General features: G+C 35.2%; 23 protein-coding genes and 3 pseudogenes. 19 read left to right on the top strand and 7 right to left on the bottom strand.

What is annotated here, in order from left to right; genetic code table 11:
* Window positions 1-46 precede the first annotated feature (46 nt).
* The 3 genes from glnR to BGI23_RS17680 all read left to right on the top strand — a co-directional run bounded on the left by glnR (window position 47) and on the right by BGI23_RS17680 (window position 3580).
* Window positions 47-436, top strand: coding sequence for a transcriptional repressor GlnR (gene glnR / locus BGI23_RS17690; protein ID WP_000656783.1), 390 nt, complete (start codon window positions 47-49; stop codon window positions 434-436).
* Window positions 437-484: 48 nt separating this feature from the next.
* Window positions 485-1819, top strand: coding sequence for a type I glutamate--ammonia ligase (gene glnA / locus BGI23_RS17685; protein ID WP_000135330.1), 1335 nt, complete (start codon window positions 485-487; stop codon window positions 1817-1819).
* Between the two features lie 117 nt (window positions 1820-1936).
* The gene (locus tag BGI23_RS17680; RefSeq protein WP_255369059.1) at window positions 1937-3580 is read left to right on the top strand and encodes a terminase large subunit; all 1644 of its coding nucleotides are present in this window, start codon (window positions 1937-1939) and stop codon (window positions 3578-3580) included.
* A gap of 61 nt (window positions 3581-3641) precedes the next feature.
* Here BGI23_RS17680 and BGI23_RS17675 read toward each other — a convergent pair whose 3' ends face one another.
* The 5 genes and pseudogenes from BGI23_RS17675 to BGI23_RS17660 form a co-directional block, all read right to left on the bottom strand.
* Window positions 3642-3950 carry a hypothetical protein gene (locus BGI23_RS17675; protein WP_070806713.1) on the bottom strand — a complete coding sequence of 103 codons (309 nt, stop codon included), beginning with the start codon at window positions 3948-3950 and terminating at the stop codon, window positions 3642-3644.
* 17 nt (window positions 3951-3967) lie between these two features.
* A pseudogene (locus BGI23_RS28865) lies at window positions 3968-4609 on the bottom strand (pre-toxin TG domain-containing protein); the annotation flags it as partial.
* A gap of 156 nt (window positions 4610-4765) precedes the next feature.
* Window positions 4766-5116 (bottom strand): hypothetical protein, encoded by a 351-nt coding sequence (locus BGI23_RS17665; RefSeq protein WP_070806712.1) that lies wholly within the window; start codon window positions 5114-5116, stop codon window positions 4766-4768.
* 37 nt (window positions 5117-5153) lie between these two features.
* Window positions 5154-5408 carry an EndoU domain-containing protein gene (locus tag BGI23_RS27720; RefSeq protein WP_369805090.1) on the bottom strand — a complete coding sequence of 85 codons (255 nt, stop codon included), beginning with the start codon at window positions 5406-5408 and terminating at the stop codon, window positions 5154-5156.
* 19 nt (window positions 5409-5427) lie between these two features.
* Window positions 5428-5703, bottom strand: a pseudogene (locus BGI23_RS17660) (WXG100 family type VII secretion target); the annotation flags it as partial.
* 419 nt (window positions 5704-6122) lie between these two features.
* Here BGI23_RS17660 and BGI23_RS17655 point away from each other — a divergent pair.
* The 3 genes from BGI23_RS17655 to BGI23_RS17645 are packed head-to-tail and all read left to right on the top strand — an operon-like array spanning window position 6123 to window position 7788.
* Window positions 6123-6446, top strand: coding sequence for a PadR family transcriptional regulator (locus tag BGI23_RS17655; RefSeq protein ID WP_001102620.1), 324 nt, complete (start codon window positions 6123-6125; stop codon window positions 6444-6446).
* A complete protein-coding gene (locus tag BGI23_RS17650; protein ID WP_070806710.1) occupies window positions 6439-6981 on the top strand; it encodes a DUF1700 domain-containing protein in 543 nt (180 codons plus the stop codon). The genes BGI23_RS17655 and BGI23_RS17650 overlap by 8 nt, the downstream gene beginning before the upstream one ends.
* Entirely contained in the window at window positions 6982-7788 is an 807-nt protein-coding gene (locus tag BGI23_RS17645) for a DUF4097 family beta strand repeat-containing protein (protein ID WP_070806709.1), read from the top strand.
* Between the two features lie 86 nt (window positions 7789-7874).
* Here BGI23_RS17645 and lexA read toward each other — a convergent pair whose 3' ends face one another.
* Window positions 7875-8495 carry a transcriptional repressor LexA gene (lexA, locus tag BGI23_RS17640; RefSeq protein ID WP_000413738.1) on the bottom strand — a complete coding sequence of 207 codons (621 nt, stop codon included), beginning with the start codon at window positions 8493-8495 and terminating at the stop codon, window positions 7875-7877.
* 141 nt (window positions 8496-8636) lie between these two features.
* On the opposite strand from lexA, the gene BGI23_RS17635 reads away from it, so the two are divergent.
* Complete coding sequence (locus tag BGI23_RS17635) at window positions 8637-9293, top strand: YneB family resolvase-like protein (RefSeq protein WP_000991471.1); 657 nt, start codon at window positions 8637-8639, stop codon at window positions 9291-9293.
* 45 nt (window positions 9294-9338) lie between these two features.
* Window positions 9339-9578, top strand: a complete 240-nt coding sequence (locus BGI23_RS17630) for a DUF896 domain-containing protein (RefSeq protein WP_000948565.1) — start codon at window positions 9339-9341, stop codon at window positions 9576-9578.
* A gap of 39 nt (window positions 9579-9617) precedes the next feature.
* Here the strand turns inward: BGI23_RS17630 and BGI23_RS17625 are convergent, their stop codons facing one another.
* Window positions 9618-11201 (bottom strand): bifunctional metallophosphatase/5'-nucleotidase, encoded by a 1584-nt coding sequence (locus BGI23_RS17625; RefSeq protein ID WP_070806708.1) that lies wholly within the window; start codon window positions 11199-11201, stop codon window positions 9618-9620.
* 185 nt (window positions 11202-11386) lie between these two features.
* Between BGI23_RS17625 and BGI23_RS17620 the strand changes: the two genes are divergently transcribed.
* The 11 genes and pseudogenes from BGI23_RS17620 (at window position 11387) to BGI23_RS17570 (ending at window position 23118) form a co-directional block, all read left to right on the top strand.
* A complete protein-coding gene (locus BGI23_RS17620) occupies window positions 11387-12325 on the top strand; it encodes a phosphate/phosphite/phosphonate ABC transporter substrate-binding protein (RefSeq protein ID WP_000915052.1) in 939 nt (312 codons plus the stop codon).
* Between the two features lie 83 nt (window positions 12326-12408).
* The gene (gene phnC, locus BGI23_RS17615; RefSeq protein ID WP_000569252.1) at window positions 12409-13182 is read left to right on the top strand and encodes a phosphonate ABC transporter ATP-binding protein; all 774 of its coding nucleotides are present in this window, start codon (window positions 12409-12411) and stop codon (window positions 13180-13182) included.
* Window positions 13179-13973, top strand: coding sequence for a phosphonate ABC transporter, permease protein PhnE (phnE, locus tag BGI23_RS17610; RefSeq protein ID WP_070806707.1), 795 nt, complete (start codon window positions 13179-13181; stop codon window positions 13971-13973). Before phnC ends, phnE (BGI23_RS17610) begins: the two co-directional genes overlap by 4 nt.
* Window positions 13973-14776, top strand: a complete 804-nt coding sequence (gene phnE, locus BGI23_RS17605; protein ID WP_044793449.1) for a phosphonate ABC transporter, permease protein PhnE — start codon at window positions 13973-13975, stop codon at window positions 14774-14776. The genes phnE (BGI23_RS17610) and phnE (BGI23_RS17605) overlap by 1 nt, the downstream gene beginning before the upstream one ends.
* Window positions 14777-15079: 303 nt before the next feature.
* Window positions 15080-17080 (top strand): transketolase, encoded by a 2001-nt coding sequence (tkt, locus tag BGI23_RS17600; protein ID WP_000019784.1) that lies wholly within the window; start codon window positions 15080-15082, stop codon window positions 17078-17080.
* A 156-nt stretch (window positions 17081-17236) separates the two neighbouring features.
* Complete coding sequence (gene sirA, locus BGI23_RS17595; RefSeq protein WP_000860645.1) at window positions 17237-17677, top strand: sporulation inhibitor of replication protein SirA; 441 nt, start codon at window positions 17237-17239, stop codon at window positions 17675-17677.
* Between the two features lie 78 nt (window positions 17678-17755).
* A complete protein-coding gene (locus tag BGI23_RS17590) occupies window positions 17756-17977 on the top strand; it encodes a YneF family protein (protein WP_001123317.1) in 222 nt (73 codons plus the stop codon).
* A gap of 123 nt (window positions 17978-18100) precedes the next feature.
* Window positions 18101-19852, top strand: coding sequence for an ABC transporter ATP-binding protein (locus BGI23_RS17585; RefSeq protein WP_000862463.1), 1752 nt, complete (start codon window positions 18101-18103; stop codon window positions 19850-19852).
* On the top strand, window positions 19852-21615 hold the full coding sequence (locus BGI23_RS17580) for an ABC transporter ATP-binding protein (RefSeq protein ID WP_000818391.1): 1764 nt from the start codon (window positions 19852-19854) through the stop codon (window positions 21613-21615). The genes BGI23_RS17585 and BGI23_RS17580 overlap by 1 nt, the downstream gene beginning before the upstream one ends.
* A 64-nt stretch (window positions 21616-21679) precedes the next feature.
* Window positions 21680-21949, top strand: a pseudogene (locus BGI23_RS17575) (SH3 domain-containing protein); the annotation flags it as partial.
* Window positions 21950-22098: 149 nt separating this feature from the next.
* Window positions 22099-23118 (top strand): nuclease-related domain-containing protein, encoded by a 1020-nt coding sequence (locus BGI23_RS17570; RefSeq protein WP_001110285.1) that lies wholly within the window; start codon window positions 22099-22101, stop codon window positions 23116-23118.

Genomic DNA, 23118 nt, shown 5'->3' with positions numbered 1-23118 from the left:
ATGGTATAAAATGAGAAGCAGTTAAGGCGAAGGAGGAACTGAAACGATGAAAGAAGATAGACGTTCTGCTCCGCTGTTTCCTATTGGTATTGTTATGGATTTAACACAATTATCTGCACGTCAAATTCGCTACTATGAAGAGCATAATCTTGTTTCTCCAACCCGTACAAAGGGGAATCGTAGATTATTTTCATTTAACGATGTAGATAAGTTGTTAGAGATTAAAGATTTATTAGATCAAGGCTTGAATATGGCTGGTATTAAACAAGTGTTACTAATGAAAGAAAATCAAACAGAAGCAGTGAAAGTAAAAGAAGAAACGAAAGAAATTTCAAAAACTGAGCTTCGCAAAATACTTCGAGACGAACTACAACATACAGGTAGATTTAATCGAACTTCATTGCGACAAGGTGATATTTCAAGGTTTTTTCACTAAAGAGAACTGATTCTGAAGGTGTTTAGAGGGACTAAGGAGGAATTTATAATGGCTAGGTACACAAAAGAAGATATTTTCCGTTTGGCGAAAGAAGAGAATGTAAAGTATATCCGATTACAATTTACGGACCTTTTAGGGGTAATTAAAAACGTAGAAATTCCAGTGAGCCAATTAACAAAAGCTCTTGATAACAAAATGATGTTTGATGGATCTTCTATTGAAGGTTTCGTACGTATTGAAGAATCTGATATGTACTTATATCCAGACTTAGATACTTGGGTGATTTTCCCTTGGACAGCTGAAAAAGGTAAAGTAGCTCGATTAATCTGTGATATTTACAATGCAGATGGCACTCCATTTGAAGGGGATCCACGTAACAATTTAAAACGTGTATTAAAAGAAATGGAAGCTTTAGGATTCTCAGATTTCAATCTTGGACCAGAGCCAGAATTCTTCCTATTCAAAGTAGATGAAAAAGGAAATCCAACATTAGAATTAAACGATAACGGTGGATACTTCGACCTTGCGCCGATGGATCTAGGGGAAAACTGTCGTCGTGATATCGTTCTTGAACTTGAAGAAATGGGCTTTGAAATTGAAGCGTCTCACCATGAGGTTGCTCCAGGTCAGCACGAAATTGACTTCAAATATGCAAACGCAATTCGCTCATGTGATGACATTCAAACATTCAAACTTGTTGTAAAAACAATTGCTCGTAAACACGGTTTACACGCAACATTTATGCCAAAACCATTATACGGTGTGAACGGTTCAGGTATGCACTGTAACTTATCACTATTCAAAAATGGTGAGAACGTATTCTATGATCAAAACGGTGACTTACAATTAAGTGATGATGCTCGTCACTTCATCGCAGGTATTTTAAAACACGCACCAGCATTTACAGCGGTGGCAAACCCAACTGTAAACTCTTACAAGCGTTTAGTACCTGGATACGAAGCTCCTTGTTACGTAGCATGGTCTGCACAAAACCGTAGTCCATTAGTACGTATCCCTGCATCTCGTGGTATTAGTACACGCGTAGAAGTACGTAGTGTTGACCCAGCTGCAAACCCATATTTAGTAATGGCTACATTATTAGCAGCAGGTCTTGATGGAATTAAAAACAAATTAACTCCACCAGCTGCAGTAGATCGTAACATCTACGTAATGACAAAAGAAGAGCGCGAAGAAGCAGGTATCGTTGACTTACCAGCAACATTAGCGCAAGCTTTAGTTACATTACAATCTAATGAAGTAATTAGTAACGCATTAGGAGATCACTTACTTGAGCACTTCATCGAAGCGAAAGAAATTGAGTGGGATATCTTCCGTACGCAAGTTCACCAATGGGAACGCGATCAATATATGTCTCTTTACTAAGAGGCTCAAACCCTTGACACACAACGTGTTGAGGGTTTTTTTATTTTGTGGATAAAACACTTTTATTTGAAAGAAGAGTAATTCACCCACAAAAAAGTCAAATTTTGTGCAGAATCGATGAGAAAACAATATCCACTATCATATAATCCTATAATAGATTATTACAATAAAATTGAATCCGGTGAAATTGTAGTAGGTAACAAAGTTAAACGTATTTATAAGAAGCTCGTTAGTGATGTTTATAATAATGATTCTGAGTATGAGTATGACTCTAATAGAGCTAATCATGTTATTGAATTTATCGAAAATTATTGTAAGCATAGTAAAGCAAAATGGGCTGGAAAACCAATTGATTTAGAACTTTGGCAACAAGCATTCTTAGCCGCGACTTTTGGCTTTGTTCATAAAATTGATGGTACTAGAAAATATCGGGAAGCATTTTTAGTAGTTGCACGTAAAAATGGTAAGTCTACGCTTTCGTCTGGGATATGTTTATATCTACAGGTAGCAGATGGTGAAGGTGGTTCTGAGGTATATGCGGTAGCAACTAAAGAGCAACAAGCTAAAATCGTTTGGTCAGAATCAAAAAGAATGGTTAAAAAGTCACCGGCTTTGTCCAAAAGAATAAAAACTTTAGTCAAAGAATTAACGGCAGATTTTAATGATAGTGTACTTAAACCAGTCGGTAGTGATAGTGATACATTAGATGGTCTAAATGTTCACGGAGCCTCCCTTGATGAAATACATGCGTGGAAGGACAAGAATTTATATGACGTAATTGTCGATGGTACGTCAGCACGTGAACAGCCATTGATTCTTATGATTACAACAGCTGGGACAGTAAGAGAATCTGTTTATGATATGAAGTATGACGAAGCAGAAATGTTACTGAATGGATTAGAAGATAAAGATGGTTATACAGATGACCGTTTTTTACCTGTTATTTATGAACTTGATAAAAGAGAAGAGTGGACTGACAAAACCAAATGGGCTAAAGCAAATCCGGGTTTAGGTACCATAAAGAAAATAGATAACTTAGAAACGAAAGTAAATAAAGCTAAGGCTAATTCTCTTTTAGTAAGCAATTTATTGACTAAAGATTTTGATATTCGTGAAACATCATCAGAAGCGTGGTTAACATTTGAACAATTGAACAACGTAGCTACGTATAACATCAAAGAGTTGAAACCTTCATATGGAATTGGTGGTGCAGATTTATTAGCGACAACAGATCTTACCGCGGCAAAAGTTATTTTTATGATTGCAAATGACCCACATATATATGTAAAGCAAATGTACTGGCTTCCTGAAGATTTGCTTGAGAAAAGAAGTAAAGAAGATAAGATTCCATACGATTTATGGTATGAACAAGGATTACTAAGGACTACGCCTGGGAATTCAGTTCATTATAAATATGTAACAGAATGGTTCATAGAAATGCGTGATGAGTATGGGATATATATACCATGGATTGGCTATGACCGATGGAGTGAAAATTATTGGGTTGAAGAAATGGAAGGCTATTTTGGTAAAGAATCTATGATTCCTATCGCGCAAGGTAAACAAACACTTTCTAGCCCGATGAAACATATAGGCCTCTTTATTTATAATGAATTTTATGATTGGAGTTATCTGAGAAAAAATGATCTCCTAATTTCTATTTTGAAATTATTGGGAATGAATAGTCTTCTTTTAATAGACCGATATGGAGGTTCACTAAAAGAATTAATAGTATATGCAAAGTGGATGTTTGTAAAATAAAAGGGCGCCTTCAGATGGAACAGCCCTTTTATTTTACGGTTAGGTTACTCTATTGTATTTTTTAAATAATAAATGAAATTTGATTTGGTAAATCAATATTTTTAATATTCTCCATTCCACCATGTTCATCAACTTGCTTATATATTTTAAAGGCACACTTGTAAAATAATTGAAAATCTTCCTTAGGCAAATCATCAAGTAAAACATAGCCTTCTTCAAAGGTTGTTTTATCTTTCAAAATTTTAAAACGCCATCTTTCATACATTTCTGGGTATTGCTCGCAAATATCAATAGTAGGACCAAAACTGTAAATCGTGTATTCGCTATTATCTAATTCTTTTATTATTGTAATCGATGGGTATCTTCCCATTTCAATTCACTCCTTAATTAATCAAATGCTTTATCTAAAGGGATTTTAAAGTGTTCATCCAGTGGGTTGAAAGGCTCTGAATCGGGAGCCTTCCAAGGGCGACCAGATTCAACCGTTTTAGCATGAGCTGTCGCATAATCAACTTTAAAAATACCTTCAAAACGAGATTCGAAATATTCGTGTTTTAATAGTTTGATATCATTTTCATGATGAATACCTTGTTCTAGGCGTTGCCAAGCTCTCGCTATCCCAAAATCAGGATCAAACTTACCAACTCTATTATCTGGTAACTGATGATCTTTAATACGTTGTATTCTTTTATCTGACCAACCAGTGTTTTTGGAAATCGCAGCAATATCAGAAGCATTACCCCTAATTTCATCGTACATTTTTGCGACCCGTTGTTCACCTTCCATGAATTGTACAATAAAACTTCTTCCTCCAAAATAAAACTTTGTTATATCTGAAGCGTGTTCTGCATTTTTAGTTGTATTTACAGCTTCAGCAGCCTTTGCAGTCATTTTTACGCCTTTCCCAATTTTTGCGATTTTTCCGACAGGTGTAACTCCTGCTACTGCCATTCCTCCAGCGAAAAACCTTTCCCAAGTTGAAAGTTTTTCGCCAGTAGAAGGATCAATACCGTTCCAAGTGCGTCGTATATACGTATTCATTTCGCTGATAATTCTCTAAGGAAAATGGATATAAAACGTAAAATATCAATCTTAATTAATAATTTCAAAGGGGAAAAAGATAGTGGGAAGAGTATGGGAAAATAAATAAAGGCGACTTCATGTAGAAGTCAGCCAATTAAATTATTACAATTCTTTATTTTTTTCTTTTTTAAATTCTTTTTGTTTGTCGAGCCAAATATGAATTAAATTTACTAATTCAATCGTTTCTATCTCGCAAAATGCACCTTTATCATCTTCGGCCAAATTGTCTAGAACGGTAGTTGTATCTTTTCGAATTTCTAAACCACAAATATTGCCGTTTACTTCCCCGTAATCCTTTTCTCCGTTTAAAACACTATGTATTTCTTCTAAAATCCAATCTCCAAAAGCGGAAACTTCAACATATATAAAGGTTCCGACAAGTTCAATTTCCTTTGGTAATCTCATGATTAATACGTCATTATCAAGCACTTCAAAACTATATTCATATTTCATTTCTAATATACTCCCTTAAATTTATTGAAAATAGAGTTTATTCTTTTGGAAAAGCAGAGATAATTTTCCCGTTGCTATCTATATACATGGTTATCCCTATACCATCTGAACCTACTCCTTTGTATGTATTACCGATTATATGCCTTTTAGTATTGTATGCTTCATTGACATTATCTACAATCTTTTGTGAGCTCCATTCTTTAGGGAAAAATGTGGAGAACCCTCCATTTGCAGTCTTAGGAATTCCATTTACTTCTATTTTAGCTTTATAGATGCCCTGATCATTTACTATTTCTTCTGTTCCTCTAATAAGTTACATCTTCGTTATCTGCAACGCGGAATTTTTCAGCAATTCTCTTTAATTCTTCTTCAACATGCACAAGTGCATTGATAGCTTTGAATACGGATGGTCTGGCATTGTTAAACATTTGAACGAAGTTTTGATTCGATGCACCTGTCCATTGAAAACACATGTAATCAATTTGATTGCATAGATTATTATGTATGGATTCTAATGCATGTTTAGTATCATTAGCCCGTTTTGCAACTTGTTCTAATTCTTCAGGTGTAATTTTTATTTGAACCATTTTCTTCCTCACGCTCCCGATTAAAATTATGAGGCAAGAAGAAAAAATGTAAATATAGAAAGTTCATATTATATTAAAGGTGCATTTATATGGAATGATAATTGTCTAACGGTAAATGAGGCCTATGTGTATGTAAAATAGAAAATAGCCCGCCTGTAATAGGTGCTCACGAAATACCAGAAAAATCAAGGAAATGGTTTGTAGTGCTACCATATATCTTTAATTTAATATAGGATATTTTAACCGTTGTGCAGCTTAAGGAGAGGTAGTTGAACAATTGGTTAATATGAGTTTTAGTAGGTCTAGATATAAAGTTATGAAAATACAGTACCTTGCAATAAATAATACTAAGTGGTATATTATGGATATGTCGGGTACCGTGTATTGAACAGTACTGAAATGAGAAAGGGGGATTACACTTGAACGTTCAGTTTAAAAAAGGTGTGTTAGAACTGTGTGTACTGGCACTTGTGAAACGTAAGGATTGTTACGGTTATGAACTTGTTCAGCAAATCTCAAATAAATTTTTAATATCGGAAGGGTCAGTATATCCTTTATTACGCCGTTTAACGAAGGAAGGATATTTTCAAACGTATTTAAAAGAATCTACGGAAGGACCACCTCGCAAATATTATCAACTAACTGAGCAAGGGGAAACGCAACTGAATTTGTTAGTAACAGAGTGGCGTGATTTTGCGAAAGGTGTACAAGAAATTATTGAAGGGGTGGAATGGGATGAGTAAAGAACAGTTTCTTAAGGAATTATCAAGTCACCTTAGAAAGTTACCGGACGAAGAGAGAAAAGATATTTTATTTGATTATGAAGAGCATTTTCAGTTTGGGATAGAAGAGGGAAAAACTGAATCGGAAATAATAAAGGGGCTTGGTTCTCCGAAAGTAATTGCAAAAGAATTGCTTGCGATGTATCGTTTCGATGAAATGAAAAAAGATCCATCAACTTCAAATGTGACAAGAGCTGTCATGGCGGCGATTGGACTTAGTTTGTTTAATTTCATTATTGTGTTAGGCCCGTTATTTGCAATTATTGCTTTTATATTTTCTTTTTGGGTCGGTGGGATTGCTAGTGTAGTGACACCATTTTTCGTAATTGGAAAAGTATTTATGGGTACTTTTATATGGTTAGATTTATTCGTTGGTATAACTTTTGTTGGAGTAGGTTTGTTGTTATGTATAATCGCTTATTATAGTACGAAGTGGTTTAAAAAGCTTTGCGTACGTTATGTAATATGGAACTTCAAAATGATAAAAGGGGAGTAGATGATGAAAAAAATATTGTTAGCAGCAATCGCTTGTATCATTATTGGAGTAATTGGGATTTCACAAACATATGAAAAAGCAGTGCAAACTGCAGAAGAAGGAAACAAAGAAGATAAAATTAAAAATGAAACACTAAAAAATATAGAAGTTAAGTTAGATGTCGGGGATATTGTTGTCCAAAAATCTCCTGACGCTTCTTTTTATGTAAAGCAATCAGGAGATGCGCGTAAACAAGAGATTCGTATTACTGAAGATGGTGACACATTAAAAATCATTGGGGAAAGAGAAAAAGATGCTTCATTTGATTTTTCTTTTTACGATTTTAAGTTTCAAACGTCTACATTGACTCTCCTTGTGCCTGAACGCTCTTACCAAGATGTAAAAGTAAATTCATCTGCTGGACAAATTGAAATAAGTGATGTGAAAAGTGACCGTGTAAGTGCTAGAACACTTACTGGAGAAGTGGATTTGAAACATGTAACGGCTAAGAATGTGGAGGGATCTACAAAAGCTGGTGAAGTAAACTTTAAAAAAGTAATAGGGAAAGTGACTGCAAAAACGACCAGTGGGGAAATAAATATTCTAGATCATGATTCTAAGTACAATCTAGAAGCAAGTTCAACTGCGGGAGATATAAATATTACTTTATCGGAAAAACCAAAAGATGCGGTAATTACTGGGCAAAGTGCTGCCGGGGATGTAACAATTTTTAATGAAGAAAATAAAGACGTAACGATTGGTAATGGGAGTAAAAAGATTAGCGGTAAAACAGCTGCGGGCGATGTGACGATTGAAACGCGTTCATAAGAAATAGAATGTGTGAAAATCTATCAAAATACAAAAAAGAAGATAATTACCGTATATAAATAAGGTAATTATCTTCTTTTATATTCTTAATGTAAATCACGATATACGCCAATTACTTTACCGATAACTGACACTTGCTTTAAAATGATAGGTTCTAATGAAGAGTTTTCCGGTTGTAGACGGAAATGGTCTTTTTCTTTATAGAAACGTTTAACAGTTGCTTCATTATCTTCTGTTAAAGCGACTACAATTTCACCATTATATGCAGACTGTTGTTGGCGAACAACAACTAAATCTCCATCGAAAATACCAGCTTCAATCATACTATCTCCAGAAATACGTAACATAAACACTTGATCTGCTCCTGCGACAATGCTAGCTGGAAGAGGGAAGTGTTCCTCAACGCTTTCGACTGCTGTAATTGGTAATCCAGCAGTAACTTTCCCGACAATTGGAACTTGAATAACAGATTGTGTTTCTGTATCCATTCGGTCTTCACCTAAAATTTCAATTGCACGTGGTTTTGTTGGATCGCGTCGAATGTATCCTTTTTCTTCTAATCTTGATAAATGTCCGTGCACTGTAGAACTAGAAGCGAGGCCGACTGCTTGACCAATTTCACGTACGGAAGGTGGATATCCTTTTTCTTGTACTTTTAGCTTAATAAAGTCGAGAATGTCTTGCTGGCGTTTCGTTAACTTTTCCATGTTTTCTAACACCTCGTTTTCTTTCATTTTTCTTATTAATAAGTATAACATGTGAAAAAACATTCTACAAACATAAGTTCGAACAAAAGGCGAATTTATGTTACACTAAAGGGAAATTATAGTGAGAAAGAGGGGTTCATAATGAATGCAATTATTTATGCGCGTGTGAGTACAACAAAAGAAGCACAAGAAACATCATTATTACGTCAAAAAGATGAATTATTGCATTTAGCGGAGCGCTATCAAATGAATGTTACTAAGGTGATTGAGGAACAGGCTAGTGGCTATACAATTGAACGTGACGGCATATTAGAAGTGCTAGATACAATTCGAGACGAACAAATTGATGTGCTACTTATACAAGATGAAACGCGCCTTGGTAGGGGTAATGCAAAGATTGCGTTAATGCACTGTTTACATAAAGAAGGAATAAAAGTATATACACATACACATAATGGTGAATTGCAATTGTCGGATTCTGATTCAATGGTATTAGATATTATTGGTATTGTTGAAGAGTATCAAAGAAAGATTCATAATTTAAAAATTAAACGTGGTATGCAACGAGCAGTAGAAAAAGGCTATCGTCCAGAAAATAATTTAAAGAATCGTCATTTAAGTGTAGGACGAGAGAAGAAAGAAGTGCCAATTGAGGAAATTGTACGTTTGCGCAAGAGTGAACTTACTTTCGAAGAAATTGCAGCAACACTACGTGGCTTTGGTCATAATGTTTCAAAAGCGACGGTACATCGTAGATATGTAGAGTATACAAAGCAATTGCTTGATAAAGAAGAGTAACTATTGTATGATAATAATCAGTTTTGAGTAGAAGGGGGATTCGAGATGCTTAGTCACGAACTCGTTGAACGCATTAACTTCTTAGCGAAAAAAGCAAAAGCTGAAGGTTTAACTGAAGAAGAACAACGTGAGCGTCAATCGCTACGTGAACAATATTTAAAAGGATTTCGTCAAAATATGTTAAACGAACTAAAAGGAATTAAAGTCGTTAACGAACAAGGTACTGATGTTACACCGGCGAAATTAAAAGCTTTAAAAAAGCAAGATAATGCAAAATTAAACTAAAAGATGGGCGAAGCCCATCTTTTTTATTTATTATAATCGTTAGTTAATAACTTTCCAGTTGTTATTGACTGTTGCTTCTATCTTTTTATGCTTCAATATATAGTTAGCGATAAGTTCAGACATATTTGGTGGTATATCTTTTATTACGGGCTTATTTTGAAACATAAAGAAGTTCCCTCCGCCGCTCGCGCGATAATTATTCATAACGACGTCATATTCTTCACTCATATTAAGAGGAGTGCCTTTATGCTGTAAAAATTCTACTCTGTCGCCAATTGGTTTGGAAATGTTTAATACGTACGAAATTCCTTCCCACATATCGTAATTATAGTGTTGCGGTTTTGGTTCTATGTAGCTGGGGTTTACGATGATGGTTCCATCGTCTTTTAATGTGAAATAAGAAGCAGAGAGTTCGAGAGCATCTTTTATATCAGCTCCAGTTATTCTAATTACTTTTAATGTATTTGGATAAATATAATTAGAAACGATGTCACGCATTGTTACATATGTCGGGAAACCTGGAGATGTATTATGGAATAAGCTTGTACAAGAAATAGAAACATTAGCTATATCCATCTGTATTTTATTTATGAATTCAATAAAAGGATGGTCTTGCAAACGAGTTTGCATAGCATCTGAAATTTGCATGTCACCGTGGATAGTTCCAATAGGTTGATCAAGCCATTTTTGTGTTTTCTCTTCATAATCGGTTACCAAGTAAAGAACATCTGGATCTGCCTCGATTTCTTGCACAGTCAATAGTTCTGAATAACTCTCTTTTTTTACCCACTCTTGTTTCATTTTTTCAAATGTTACAGTTACTTTTCCAACTGAATGTCCATTACATCCAGTCTGTAAAATTGTTACATCATTACCCACTGTTTGAGCAATTTTTCGGTGCTGATGGCCTGTTAATAAAATATCTATGCCCTCAATTTCATGACACATAGCATACCCTTGGTTTTCGCCTGTTAAAACTTCAGTCGGTTCTCCAGTTTGTAAATCGCGTTCAAATCCCCCATGATACGCTACGACTAGTAAATCTGGTTTCTCATGTTCGTGAATGTAAGAAACCCAATTTTTTGTTGTTTCTAACGCATCTTCAAATTGCAAGTCTTTAATGTGATGGGGTTGTTCCCAATTTGGAATATAATGCGTTGTCACCCCTAAAATAGCAATTTTTATATTTGCTTCAATATGTTTTATTATATATGGTTTCCCGAAATAAGGTTTTTTACTGCTTTTGTCTAAAATATTTGCTGATAAATATGGGGAGTTTGCAGTAGAAATAGCATTGTTTAATACATCCATTCCATAATTAAATTCATGGTTTCCAATCACTGCAGCGTCATAACGTAAATAGTTTGCTATTAATGACATTGGGTTTTTCTTATCTTTTTCATATGTAGCGTAATGGTAAGTAAATGGTGTTCCTTGTATGAAGTCACCGTTATCAATTAAAAGAACGTTTTTATTTTGGGACCGTTCTTTTTTTATAAGAGTAGAAATCTTAGCTAAACCAATTTCTGCTGGAGAGTTATCTTGGTAGTGAATTGGATAAACAGTACCATGTATATCACTTGTTAATAGGATGTTTAAAGTTACAATTTGATTTTGATTCAATATCATTCACCTTTTCTATTATTATCTACTGATTAAGCATATCAAATATATGGAGAGAATTTTAATGTGAGTGTATAGAATGTGTAAAGATTCTGTAAATAATCAATTATTTGTAAAAATGTGTGATATATTTCTTCATGTTTATGAAAGGTTATTTTATAACAATGAAAAATGGAGGCATTAACATGTTGAAAAAAGTTTTTGCAATGAGCACAACAGTTGTATTAGCAGCGGGTTTGTTAAGTGGCTGTGGAACGAAGGAATCAAGCGCAAGTAAAAATGAAGATACGAAAAAAGGGTATGTACCGAAGACTTTAAATGTTCAATTTGTTCCTTCTCAAAATGCAGATACGTTAGAGGCGAAGGCAAAACCACTTGAGAAGCTATTAAGTGATAAGTTAAATATTCCAGTAAAAGTTAGTATTTCAACGAATTATAATACGATTGTAGAAGCGATGGCATCTAAGCAAGTAGATGTGGGATTTTTACCCCCAACAGCGTATGTGTTAGCACATGAGAAAAAGGCAGCAAACGTAATTTTACAAGCGCAACGTTTTGGCGTAGATGATGAAACGGGAGCTCCTACAAAGGACTTAGTAGACTTTTATAAATCTGAGTTTGTTGTTAAGAAAGATTCAAATATTAATAGTGTAAAAGATTTAAAAGGTAAAAAAATTGGCTATCAAGATGTAACGTCATCAGCGGGATATGTGTGGCCTGCGGCTGTACTATTAAAAGAGGGCGTTGATCCGTTAAAAGATGTGAAACCTGTTACATTAAAAGGTCACGATCAGTCGCTTATTGCTCTTTTAAATGGTGACGTAGATGCAGCTGTTGTATTCCAAGATGCTCGTAATATTGTAAAAAAAGATTATCCGAATATATTCGATCAAACGAAAATAGTGAAATTTACGGAGAAAATTCCAAACGATACGATTTCGGTACGTTCTGATTTAGATGAAGAGTGGAGCAAGAAATTACAGGATGCTTTCATTGAAATTGGAAAGAATGAGGAAGGTCACAAAATCATTAAAGAAGTATATTCACATGAAGGATATGTTAAATCTGATGATAGTAAATTTGATATCGTTCGTGAATATGGAAAGAAAGTAAAAACGCAATAATACATATGGAAATGGCAACTAGCTGGAAAGGTATGTTTTCAGTTAGTTTGCCGTTTTGAATACATAGAAGGTAGGTAAGATGTGTGATAGAGTTTCGAAATGTTTCCAAAGTGTATCCAAATGGTACAAAAGGATTGAATAATATAAACTTGAAAATTCAAAAAGGTGAGTTTGTTGTAATGGTAGGGCTTTCCGGAGCTGGAAAGTCTACACTTCTAAGATCGGTAAATCGTCTTCATGAGATTACAGAAGGAGAAATCATGATTGAAGGTGAGTCTATTACGGCTGCGAAAGGAAAAGGATTACGCCGCATGCGCCGGGATATTGGTATGATTTTTCAAAGTTTTAACCTTGTAAAGCGATCAACAGTATTAAAGAACGTATTAGCTGGCCGTGTTGGGTATCATTCGACGTTGCGTACAACGTTAGGTCTATTTCCGAAAGAAGATTTGGAGCTTGCTTTTCAATCGTTAAAAAGAGTAAATATTTTAGAAAAAGCATATGCGCGTGCTGATGAATTATCAGGAGGACAACAGCAACGTGTATCGATTGCTAGAGCGTTGGCGCAAGAAGCAAAAATCATATTGGCAGATGAACCTGTTGCATCGTTAGATCCGCTAACAACAAAGCAAGTATTAGATGATTTGAAAAAAATTAATGAAGATTTTGGAATTACAACAATTGTAAACTTACATTCTATTGATTTAGCTAGACAATATGCGACACGCATTATTGGATTACATGCAGGCGAAATTGTTTTTGATGGCCTAGTAGAAGAGGCAACGGATGAAAAATTTGCTGAAATTTATGGTGACGTAGCGCAGAAAAGCGAATTGTTAGAGGTGGCAGTTAAATGAATGACGTGACGATATATTCGAAATCGATACCGAAGCCGCCGAGTAAGTTAAAACATATGTTAACGTTAATTCTAGTCATTTTACTGTTGTGGGGAAGTAGTATACAGGTCGACGCATCATTTTCAAAACTAGTAGTTGGTTTTCCTAATATGATGGATTTGCTAAAAGAGATGGTGCCACCAGATTGGAGTTATTTTCAAGTTATTACAACAGCGATGTTAGATACAATACGTATGGCGATTATTGGGACGACTTTAGGTGCGATTTTAGCTATTCCACTGGCACTATTTGCGGCAAATAATGTGTTTACTAGTGCATTTTTGTACAGTCCAGCTCGATTGATTTTAAATTTTATCCGAACGATACCAGATTTATTATTAGCAGCAATTTTCGTAGCGATTTTTGGAATCGGGCCACTTCCAGGTATTCTGGCTCTTACTTTTTTTTCGATTGGGCTCGTGGCAAAATTGTTTTATGAGTCGATTGAATCAATTGATCCAGGTCCGTTAGAGGCGATGACAGCAGTAGGAGCAAATAAAGTGCAATGGATTGTTTATGGAGTAATTCCGCAAGTGAAAGCACATTTTGTCTCCTATGTTCTTTATACATTTGAGGTGAACGTACGTGCAGCAGCTGTTTTAGGTTTAGTAGGGGCAGGTGGTATTGGGTTATATTATGATCGTACACTTGGATTTTTACAATATGAACAAACTGCATCTATTATTATTTATACCCTTGTTGTTGTATTGTTAATTGATTATGTAAGTACATTGTTGCGGGAGAAATTATAATGAGTAAAACGACGTTAATCGTACCAAAACCGAAGAAACCGAGTATGTATCGCTGGATTATTTTCATAGCACTTACATTTGTTTATGTATGGGCTTTTTCGGGAGTACCGCTAGAGGGAATCAAAGATACGGCGGGAGAAATTACAAAAGCAATTATGACAGGTGTATTGAATCCAGATTGGTCGTATGTATCTTTGTCAGATGGTGAAGATTTATTACATGGTTTAATTGATACGTTGGCAATTGCGATATTAGGTACATTTATTTCTGCCTTTTTATCTGTTCCATTCGCTTTTTGGGCGGCGACGAATATGAGTAGTGGAAAATTAACTTCGGGAACTGGGAAATTTGTACTTAGTTTTGTCCGTACATTTCCTGAATTAGTTATGGCCCTTCTATTTATAAAAGCTGTTGGACCAGGTTCTTTTGCCGGCGTTCTAGCTTTAGGGTTACACTCTATTGGAATGTTAGGGAAATTATATTCAGAAGGAATTGAAAATATAGATAAAGGACCGACGGAAGCGTTAATAGCAACAGGTGCGAATCGCTTTCAAATACTTTGGTATGCAGTATTGCCGCAAGTATTACCAGATTTTCTATCGTATACGTTATACAGGTTCGAAATTAATGTGCGATCCGCTGCCATTTTAGGTGTTATTGGAGCAGGTGGAATTGGCACACCTCTAATTTTTGCACTGAGTTCACGCAATTGGTCTCGCGTGGGAATTATTTTATTGGGCATCATTTTAATGGTCATTATCATTGATTTTATTTCAAGTTCGATTCGGAAACGGATTGTTTAACTGATTTGAAAAGCATCGAATTTAGATGCTTTTTTTGTATTTTTAAAGCGGATTGAAAAAGTTAGTATAGAAGAATTTTGTATATCCGTATAAATATACAGATAATTCTCTTTCTTTTTGAAATAAAAATAATGAAAAAGTATGTCATATTGAATGCCCATACATTCCCGGAAACATTGATTTTTTTATAAAAAATCAAAAAAACATCAACATATTTGTCGATACATGTTGTATAATCTTGCGTGGGAAGCTATCATATAAATGTATAAAACGTTTACTAATATAAGCGAAGGGAAGAATAGCATGTCACATTCAATCGAACAACTTTCTATCAACACGATTCGCACATTATCCATCGATGCGATTGAAAAAGCAAACTCTGGTCACCCAGGAATGCCAATGGGTGCAGCACCAATGGCTTATACATTATGGACTCAATTTATGAAACACAATCCAAATAACCCAACGTGGTTTAACCGTGATCGTTTCGTATTATCTGCAGGTCATGGTTCAATGTTATTATACAGCCTACTTCACCTATCTGGTTATGATGTAACAATGGATGACTTAAAGAACTTCCGTCAATGGGGAAGCAAAACTCCAGGACATCCTGAGTACGGTCATACAGCTGGTGTAGATGCAACGACTGGTCCACTTGGACAAGGTATTGCAACTGCTGTAGGTATGGCAATGGCAGAAAGACATTTAGCTGCTAAATATAACCGTGATACGTATAATGTAGTAGACCATTATACATACGCTATTTGTGGTGATGGAGATTTAATGGAAGGCGTTTCTGCTGAAGCATCTTCATTAGCTGCTCATTTACAATTAGGTCGTCTTGTTGTGCTTTACGATTCAAACGATATTTCATTAGATGGCGATTTAAATCGTTCATTCTCTGAAAGTGTAGAAGATCGTTACAAAGCATACGGATGGCAAGTAATCCGTGTTGAGGATGGAAACGATATTGAAGCAATCGCGAAAGCAATTGAAGAAGCGAAAGCTGACGAAAAACGCCCAACGCTAATTGAAGTAAGAACGACAATTGGTTTCGGTTCTCCAAACAAATCAGGAAAATCAGCTTCACATGGTTCTCCACTTGGTGTAGAAGAAACAAAATTAACGAAAGAAGCATATGCTTGGACTGCTGAGCAAGACTTCCATGTAGCAGAAGAAGTATATGACAACTTCCGTAAAACAGTACAAGATGTTGGTGAAACTGCGCAAGCTGAGTGGAACACGATGCTAGGTGAATATGCACAAGCATACCCAGAATTAGCAAACGAATTCCAAGCAGCAATGAACGGTCAACTTCCAGAAGGTTGGGAGCAAAACTTACCGACTTATGAATTAGGATCAAAAGCAGCAACTCGTAATTCTTCTGGTGCTGTAATTAATGCAATTGCAGAGTCTGTACCATCATTCTTCGGTGGATCTGCTGACCTTGCTGGTTCTAACAAAACATACATGAATAACGAAAAAGACTTTACAAGAGATGATTACAGCGGTAAGAACATTTGGTACGGTGTACGTGAGTTCGCAATGGGTGCAGCAATGAACGGTATTGCACTACATGGTGGTTTAAAAACTTACGGTGGTACGTTCTTCGTATTCTCTGACTACTTACGTCCAGCAATTCGTCTTGCAGCATTAATGCAATTGCCGGTAACGTATGTATTCACACACGACAGTATCGCTGTTGGTGAAGATGGTCCAACACATGAACCAATCGAGCAATTAGCGGCGCTACGTGCAATGCCAAATGTATCTGTTATTCGTCCAGCTGACGGTAACGAGTCTGTTGCGGCTTGGAGACTAGCTCTAGAATCTACAAATAAACCAACTGCTTTAGTATTAACTCGTCAAGACCTTCCAACATTAGAAGGTGCAAAAGACGATACGTATGAAAAAGTAGCAAAAGGTGCATATGTAGTTTCTGCAAGCAAGAAAGAAACAGCTGATGTAATCTTACTTGCAACTGGATCAGAAGTAAGTCTAGCTGTTGAAGCTCAAAAAGCATTAGCAGTAGACGGTGTTGACGCATCTGTTGTCAGCATGCCATCTATGGATCGCTTTGAAGCTCAAACTGCTGAGTACAAAGAATCTGTATTACCAAAAGCAGTAACAAAACGTTTCGCAATCGAAATGGGTGCTACATTCGGATGGCACCGTTACGTAGGTCTTGAAGGAGATGTGTTAGGTATCGATACATTCGGTGCTTCTGCTCCTGGTGAGAAGATTATGGAAGAGTATGGATTTACTGTAGAGAACGTTGTTCGTAAAGTAAAAGAAATGCTTTAATGATTTTAGAAAAATCTCTCCGGCATGGAGAGGTTTTTCTATGTAAATGAGTTTTTTCGACAGAAAAAGTTTTTTCTCTCTCCGCAGTCAGACAATCATTGCAAAATTTCTTCTATATAATGAAGAGAAAAGGTTGTCCAGATTGGGAGGCGAAAGATGAAAACGTATGAATTGTATTTAATTCAAGAGGATATTGCGAAAGCTTACTTTGGTCGTGAATATTTGTTTTTTGATTTATTTGCTCGATTTTCAGAATCTGGGTCCCTTTCGGAGAAAAAAGTGCTATATAAACAAATGATGTATATAACGATGCCATTACAAGTAATGAAAATTCATCATAAATTAGAACAAGCTTTGCGCGTTCTTGGTAAATATGATCGAACACATCATACACATACACTTTATACAGGGGCAGAATATGGCGAAATAATGGTGAAACCACACTATATTCGCATGAATACCTCTGGAAATGTTTCTATGGAAACGACTTTCTTTGAGGTGCTTCGGAAGTGTGAATTAACATTTTTAGCTATGGATTATGAAAATACAAAGTACGGATGGCTGAATCCTCTAAAACAAGTACGAACATATGTGTAAAAAATGTCGAATTGTATCTTGTCTTATTGAAAAGGTTTTAGTACACTGTAAGGTAGACAACATGAAGGAGGAAAATATATGCCAATTTGGTTAGGTATTCTAGTGGGCGTAGTAGCACTAGTAGCAGGCGTGGCGTTAGGATTTTTCATTGCCCGCAAATACATGATGAATTACTTACAAAAAAATCCACCAATTAACGAACAAATGTTAAAAATGATGATGATGCAAATGGGACAAAAACCTTCCCAAAAGAAAATCAATCAAATGATGAGCGCGATGAATAAGCAACAAATGAAATAAGCGCTAAAAGACACTCGCTAAGAGTGTCTTTTCTTTTTGATATGGACAGAGTTTAAAAATTTTAAAAATTCTGTATTTTTGGTAAACTGAAAACATCGCTCATTTTAAGGGAGGAGGAAAAAAATGAAAGTGTTTATGAATTTAGCGTGGTTTTTTAAACAAGAAAAACGAGCGTACATAACTGGAATTATTTTGTTGTTTGGCGTTGCACTTTTAGAACTTGTAGCACCAAAAGTAATTGGAATCGTTGTAGATGAAATTAATGATGGAACATTGACGACCGATAAGTTACTAAAATGGGTTGTACTATTAGTAATTGTAGGTATTACGATGTACATATTACGTTACGTGTGGCGCATTATGATTTTTGGGTCTTCATTAAAGTTAGCTCGCCAATTACGGAAAAATTTGTATGAACATTTTACAAAGATGAGTCCATCTTTCTATCAGTCAAATCGCACAGGTGATTTAATGGCGCACGCGACCAATGATATTCAAGCAATTCAGCAAACTGCTGGGGCGGGTGTTTTAACACTTGTTGATTCATTAGCTGTTGGAGGATGTGTACTCGTAGCAATGGGTTTTACAATTAGTTGGAAGTTAACATTGTTAAGCTTAATTCCAATGCCGATTGTAGCAATATCGACAAATTATTACGGCACTTTATTACATAAAAGGTTTCATAAAGCGCAGCAATCGTTTTCGGAAATCAATGATAAAGTGCAAGAGAGTATGAGTGGGATGAAGGTAATTCGATCGCTTGGACAAGAAAAAGAAGATTTGCAAGCGTTCCGAAAAAAATCAGAAGATGTCGTACATAAAAATATGTTAGTTGCACGTATTGATTCGTTATTTGATCCAACAATCGCTCTTATCGTAGGATTTTCATTTTTAATCGCAGTATGTTACGGGTCAGTATTAGTTGTGAGAGGTGAATTAACAGTAGGTGATCTCGTTACATTTACGACGTATTTAGGTACCCTCGTTTGGCCGATGTTAGCGTTTGGATGGCTGTTTAATATTATGGAGCGTGGGCGTGCTTCGTATGACCGTGTAGAAAAAATTCTCTCACAAAAATCAGATGTAGTAAATAGAGAAAATGCTGTGCATACAGTAGCGAGCGGTGATGTTTCATTTGCGGTCGATTCGTTTTCGTATAAGAAAAATGAACTGTTACATTTAACAGATATTCACTTTGATTTGAAGAAGGGGGAAACTTTAGGGGTCGTGGGACGTACAGGTGCAGGGAAAACGACTTTATTAAAATGTTTAATCCGTGAGTATGATCATTTTAATGGTGAATTAAAAGTTGGAGAGCGGGATATTAGAGATGTAACACTTTACGGTGTCCGTTCTGCTATTTCATATGTGCCGCAAGATCATTTTTTATTTTCAGCGAGTATTGGGGAGAATATTGCCTTTGGAAAGGCGGATGCTACATATAATGAAATTACCCGTGCTGCAGAGATTGCTTGTATTCACAATGACATCCTTCAATTTTCAGAAGGATATGAAACAGTAGTTGGGGAAAGAGGTGTTTCTTTATCTGGAGGTCAAAAACAGAGAATTTCTATTGCGCGTGCTTTATTAACGGATGCTGAAATTTTAATTTTAGATGATTGTTTATCAGCAGTAGATGCAAAAACAGAAGAAACGATTTTAAATGCTTTAAAGAGGGAGAGAGCAGGGAAAACGACAATTATTACTGCCCATCGTTTAAGTGCAATTCAGCATGCCAATCTTATTCTTGTTGTGGATGAAGGTAAAATTGTACAACGAGGTACACATGAACAACTAATGAAAGAACATGGTTGGTATAAAGAAATGTATGAGAGCCAGCAGTTAGAAGCATTAGTCGAGAAAGGAGGCGTATGATGGCTGAGAAAAAACAGAGCGATTTAAGAAGATTACTGTCTTATATGAGGCCATATAAAGGACTGTTAGCATTAGCATTTTTATTTCTAGTTGGTGCAACTGTAACAGAAATGATGGGTCCTTTTTTAATTAAACAATTTCTTGATGAACACTTAGTACCACGTAACTTTGATCAATCAGCACTTGTTACTCTATTTGTAGTGTATATTGTTGCTCACTTATTAAAAGTATTATTTACTTATTTAGACTTGTTATATTTTCAAAATATCGCTTTTAAAATTGTTCAAGATATGCGTGTTGAAGTATATGAGCATGTTCAAAAGTTGTCATTAAGTTTCTTTGATCGTACGCCGATTGGTACGCTCGTATCGCGCATAACGAATGATACAGAAGCAATTAAAGATTTTTATGTCAGTGTATTATCAACATTTGTTAAAAATATCGTATTTTTAGTAGGGATTTTAGTAGCGATGTTTTTATTAAATGTAAAATTAGCGCTATTTTCTCTCGTATTAATTCCGATCATGTTTGCGATTATGGTGCTATATCGTCGGAAAAGTGCAGCTTTTTATTTAGAAGTCCGTAATCAATTAAGTGTGTTAAATGCAAAGTTAAACGAGTCCATTCAAGGGATGAATATTGTTCAAGTGTTCAGACAAGAAAAGCGTATGAGAAAAGAATTTGAAGAAGTGAATAATAAACATTATAGTGCAGGGCGACGTACATTAAAGTTAGATGCATTGCTTTTACGTCCAGCAACTGATTTAGTTCATATTGTAGCTATTGCGTTAGTACTTGGTTTATTTGGAATTGATGCTTTGAAGAGTCCTGTTGAAGTAGGCGTTTTATATGCGTTTGTTAACTATATCCATCGTTTCTTCCAGCCTGTAAATGAGATGATGATGAAATTATCATTTTTCCAACAGGCACTGGTTTCATCATCACGTGTATTTCATTTAATGGATGAGAAAGATTTAGCGCCAGTTCAAAAAGGGGATGGAAATCCTCAAGTTATTAATGGAGATATTGAATTTAAAAATGTTACTTTTTCGTACGATGGAAAACGTGATGTTTTAAAAAATGTATCTTTTCACGTGAAACAAGGGCAAACGGTTGCTTTCGTTGGGCACACTGGCAGCGGAAAGAGTACTATTATGAATTTATTACTGAGATTCTATAATATTAAGTCCGGAAATATTGTAATAGATGGTGTAGAGTTAGAGAAATTTGAAGAACAAGAAATTAGAAAGAAAATAGGACTTGTATTGCAAGATGCATTTTTATTTGCGGGAAATGTAAAACAAAATATTCGTATGTATAATGAAGAAATTACGGATGAAGAAGTAAAAGAAGCGGCACAATTTGTGCAAGCGAATACGTTTATTGAAAAATTACCAGAGCAGTATGAAACGGAAGTAGTAGAAAGAGGAGCTGCATTTTCTAGTGGTCAACGACAATTAATTGCTTTCGCTAGAACGATAGCGACGAATCCGAAAGTGTTAGTATTAGATGAAGCAACAGCAAATATTGATACAGAAACTGAAGATGCAATCCAAACAGCGTTACAGCAAATGCGAAAAGGACGGACTACGATAGCGATTGCACACAGATTATCTACCATACAAGATGCAGATCAAATTTTTGTTATGCACGATGGAGAGATAGTAGAAAGAGGGACACATCAAGAATTACTGAGTGAACAAGGATTGTATTATAATATGTATTTACTACAAAATAAAGGAAGTTTACAAAAGGCCTTGTAATTACAAGGCTTTTTTACTTTGTTTATAAAATATGTTTGCTCTTTATGTCTATAGTATAAACGTCGTCACAGCAGCGGTTTCATTAGAAGCTTTGCAAGGAAATGGAACAAATGGTGGTGGAAATGTTTCCCGGCCCAGTACTGCTACTGCAGTCTATGGTGTTACTGTAATTAATGGCGATAATGTAAATTTACGGGGTAGACGATCTTTACAGTCAAATGTAATCCGTCAGCTAAATAGAGGAGAATCATATGAAGTTTTGGACGAACAAGATAGTTGGATTGCTTTAGGTGGAAGCGAATGGATATACTATGATCCGAGTTATATTCAGTATGGTGTACAATAAAATGAACGTAAAAGGTATCTCGCTTGAGATGCCTTTTATTATAAATATGTAATTTTTACAAAGTGTATATTAAAAGCATAGTATAATATAATGGATGTTTATAAAAATAATTGAAAATGCAATAAAGGAGAAAAAATATGAATTATGTGCTAATAGGTGTAATTTTATTATTATTAGCTGCAGTATTCGTGCTGTTTTATAAAAATAAACAGCTAGAATCAGAGAGTCAGCAAGCGGAATTTGAAAAAAAACAAGCAATTGAAACGTACGAAAATGAAATTGCAGCTACGGTTACAGAACATAAAGAGCAGCAAAATACATTAAAAAATATGGAACAGAAAAAATACAATGATTTACAAATAAGTGCAGCGAGAGAACTTGAAAATATGCGTATGATGAAAAATCAATTAGCTGTGCAACATAGTAAAGAACGCAGTGAAATGCAAGAAAAACATAGTAACGAAATACATATGTTTCAAAAGTTAATTGCAGATTTGCGAGAGTATACGAAAAATGGAGCCGAAGTGAGTACACACGAAACATTACAGTATATGAAGCGTGGCTTCGTAGAGCAAGGCATAATACTAGATAATGAATTTCATATTATGCCGAATGTTTTTATGAGGAATCAGCATGGAAGAAATGATTTTCGAATTCATCATCTTGTTTTAAGTAAAACGGGTATGTATGTACTTGAAACGAAAGAATGGACAGGGAAATTAATTCATGGCTTAACGAAAGAAAATGCTAGTACATATTCATTTATGATTGATGAAATTGGCAAGTATCAACAAGAGATAGAGAAAGAAGAGACGTTTGAATATATTACAGGTGAAGATTCATTAACGATACAAGTGAAAAATGAAGGGAATCCAGTATATAGAGCGAAGAAACTATCTCATATTCTATACAATTGTTTGAAAGAAATGCAAGTTGATATTGTAAAGGAAAACATAAATCCGATTGTATATTTTTATAATGAGAATGGGAAAGAAGTGTTAGATCTTTCTGAAGAAAAAACGCCGAGATTAAAAGATAGAGAGCAACTTGTATCGTTTTTCAGAAATGAATTCTTAACGGGGAAAATAATATATACAGGTCAAGAGTTAGAAAAACTTCGAGAAACCATTAATCGAATGAATTATATAATGAATTAA

Origin of the sequence: Bacillus sp. ABP14 (genome assembly GCF_001831375.1) — a bacterium.
Classification (GTDB): domain Bacteria; phylum Bacillota; class Bacilli; order Bacillales; family Bacillaceae_G; genus Bacillus_A; species Bacillus_A paranthracis.
Note: the sequence above shows the minus strand (reverse complement) of the source record. Positions and strands in the feature narration are given on the sequence as shown.

Excerpts from the sequence above, each read along its gene's own strand:
- BGI23_RS17635 (WP_000991471.1), top strand. The coding sequence starts at position 8,637 with ATGAATGCAATTATTTATGCGCGTGTGAGTACAACAAAAGAAGCACAA.
- BGI23_RS17585 (WP_000862463.1), top strand. The coding sequence starts at position 18,101 with ATGAAAGTGTTTATGAATTTAGCGTGGTTTTTTAAACAAGAAAAACGA.
- lexA (WP_000413738.1), bottom strand. The coding sequence starts at position 8,495 with ATGGAAAAGTTAACGAAACGCCAGCAAGACATTCTCGACTTTATTAAG.
- glnR (WP_000656783.1), top strand. The coding sequence starts at position 47 with ATGAAAGAAGATAGACGTTCTGCTCCGCTGTTTCCTATTGGTATTGTT.
- phnE (WP_070806707.1), top strand. The coding sequence starts at position 13,179 with ATGAATGACGTGACGATATATTCGAAATCGATACCGAAGCCGCCGAGT.
- phnE (WP_044793449.1), top strand. The coding sequence starts at position 13,973 with ATGAGTAAAACGACGTTAATCGTACCAAAACCGAAGAAACCGAGTATG.
- BGI23_RS17570 (WP_001110285.1), top strand. The coding sequence starts at position 22,099 with ATGAATTATGTGCTAATAGGTGTAATTTTATTATTATTAGCTGCAGTA.
- BGI23_RS17680 (WP_255369059.1), top strand. The coding sequence starts at position 1,937 with ATGAGAAAACAATATCCACTATCATATAATCCTATAATAGATTATTAC.
- BGI23_RS17675 (WP_070806713.1), bottom strand. The coding sequence starts at position 3,950 with ATGGGAAGATACCCATCGATTACAATAATAAAAGAATTAGATAATAGC.
- sirA (WP_000860645.1), top strand. The coding sequence starts at position 17,237 with ATGAAAACGTATGAATTGTATTTAATTCAAGAGGATATTGCGAAAGCT.
- BGI23_RS17580 (WP_000818391.1), top strand. The coding sequence starts at position 19,852 with ATGGCTGAGAAAAAACAGAGCGATTTAAGAAGATTACTGTCTTATATG.
- BGI23_RS17590 (WP_001123317.1), top strand. The coding sequence starts at position 17,756 with ATGCCAATTTGGTTAGGTATTCTAGTGGGCGTAGTAGCACTAGTAGCA.
- BGI23_RS17620 (WP_000915052.1), top strand. The coding sequence starts at position 11,387 with ATGTTGAAAAAAGTTTTTGCAATGAGCACAACAGTTGTATTAGCAGCG.
- BGI23_RS17665 (WP_070806712.1), bottom strand. The coding sequence starts at position 5,116 with ATGAAATATGAATATAGTTTTGAAGTGCTTGATAATGACGTATTAATC.
- glnA (WP_000135330.1), top strand. The coding sequence starts at position 485 with ATGGCTAGGTACACAAAAGAAGATATTTTCCGTTTGGCGAAAGAAGAG.
- BGI23_RS17630 (WP_000948565.1), top strand. The coding sequence starts at position 9,339 with ATGCTTAGTCACGAACTCGTTGAACGCATTAACTTCTTAGCGAAAAAA.
- tkt (WP_000019784.1), top strand. The coding sequence starts at position 15,080 with ATGTCACATTCAATCGAACAACTTTCTATCAACACGATTCGCACATTA.
- BGI23_RS17645 (WP_070806709.1), top strand. The coding sequence starts at position 6,982 with ATGATGAAAAAAATATTGTTAGCAGCAATCGCTTGTATCATTATTGGA.
- BGI23_RS17650 (WP_070806710.1), top strand. The coding sequence starts at position 6,439 with ATGAGTAAAGAACAGTTTCTTAAGGAATTATCAAGTCACCTTAGAAAG.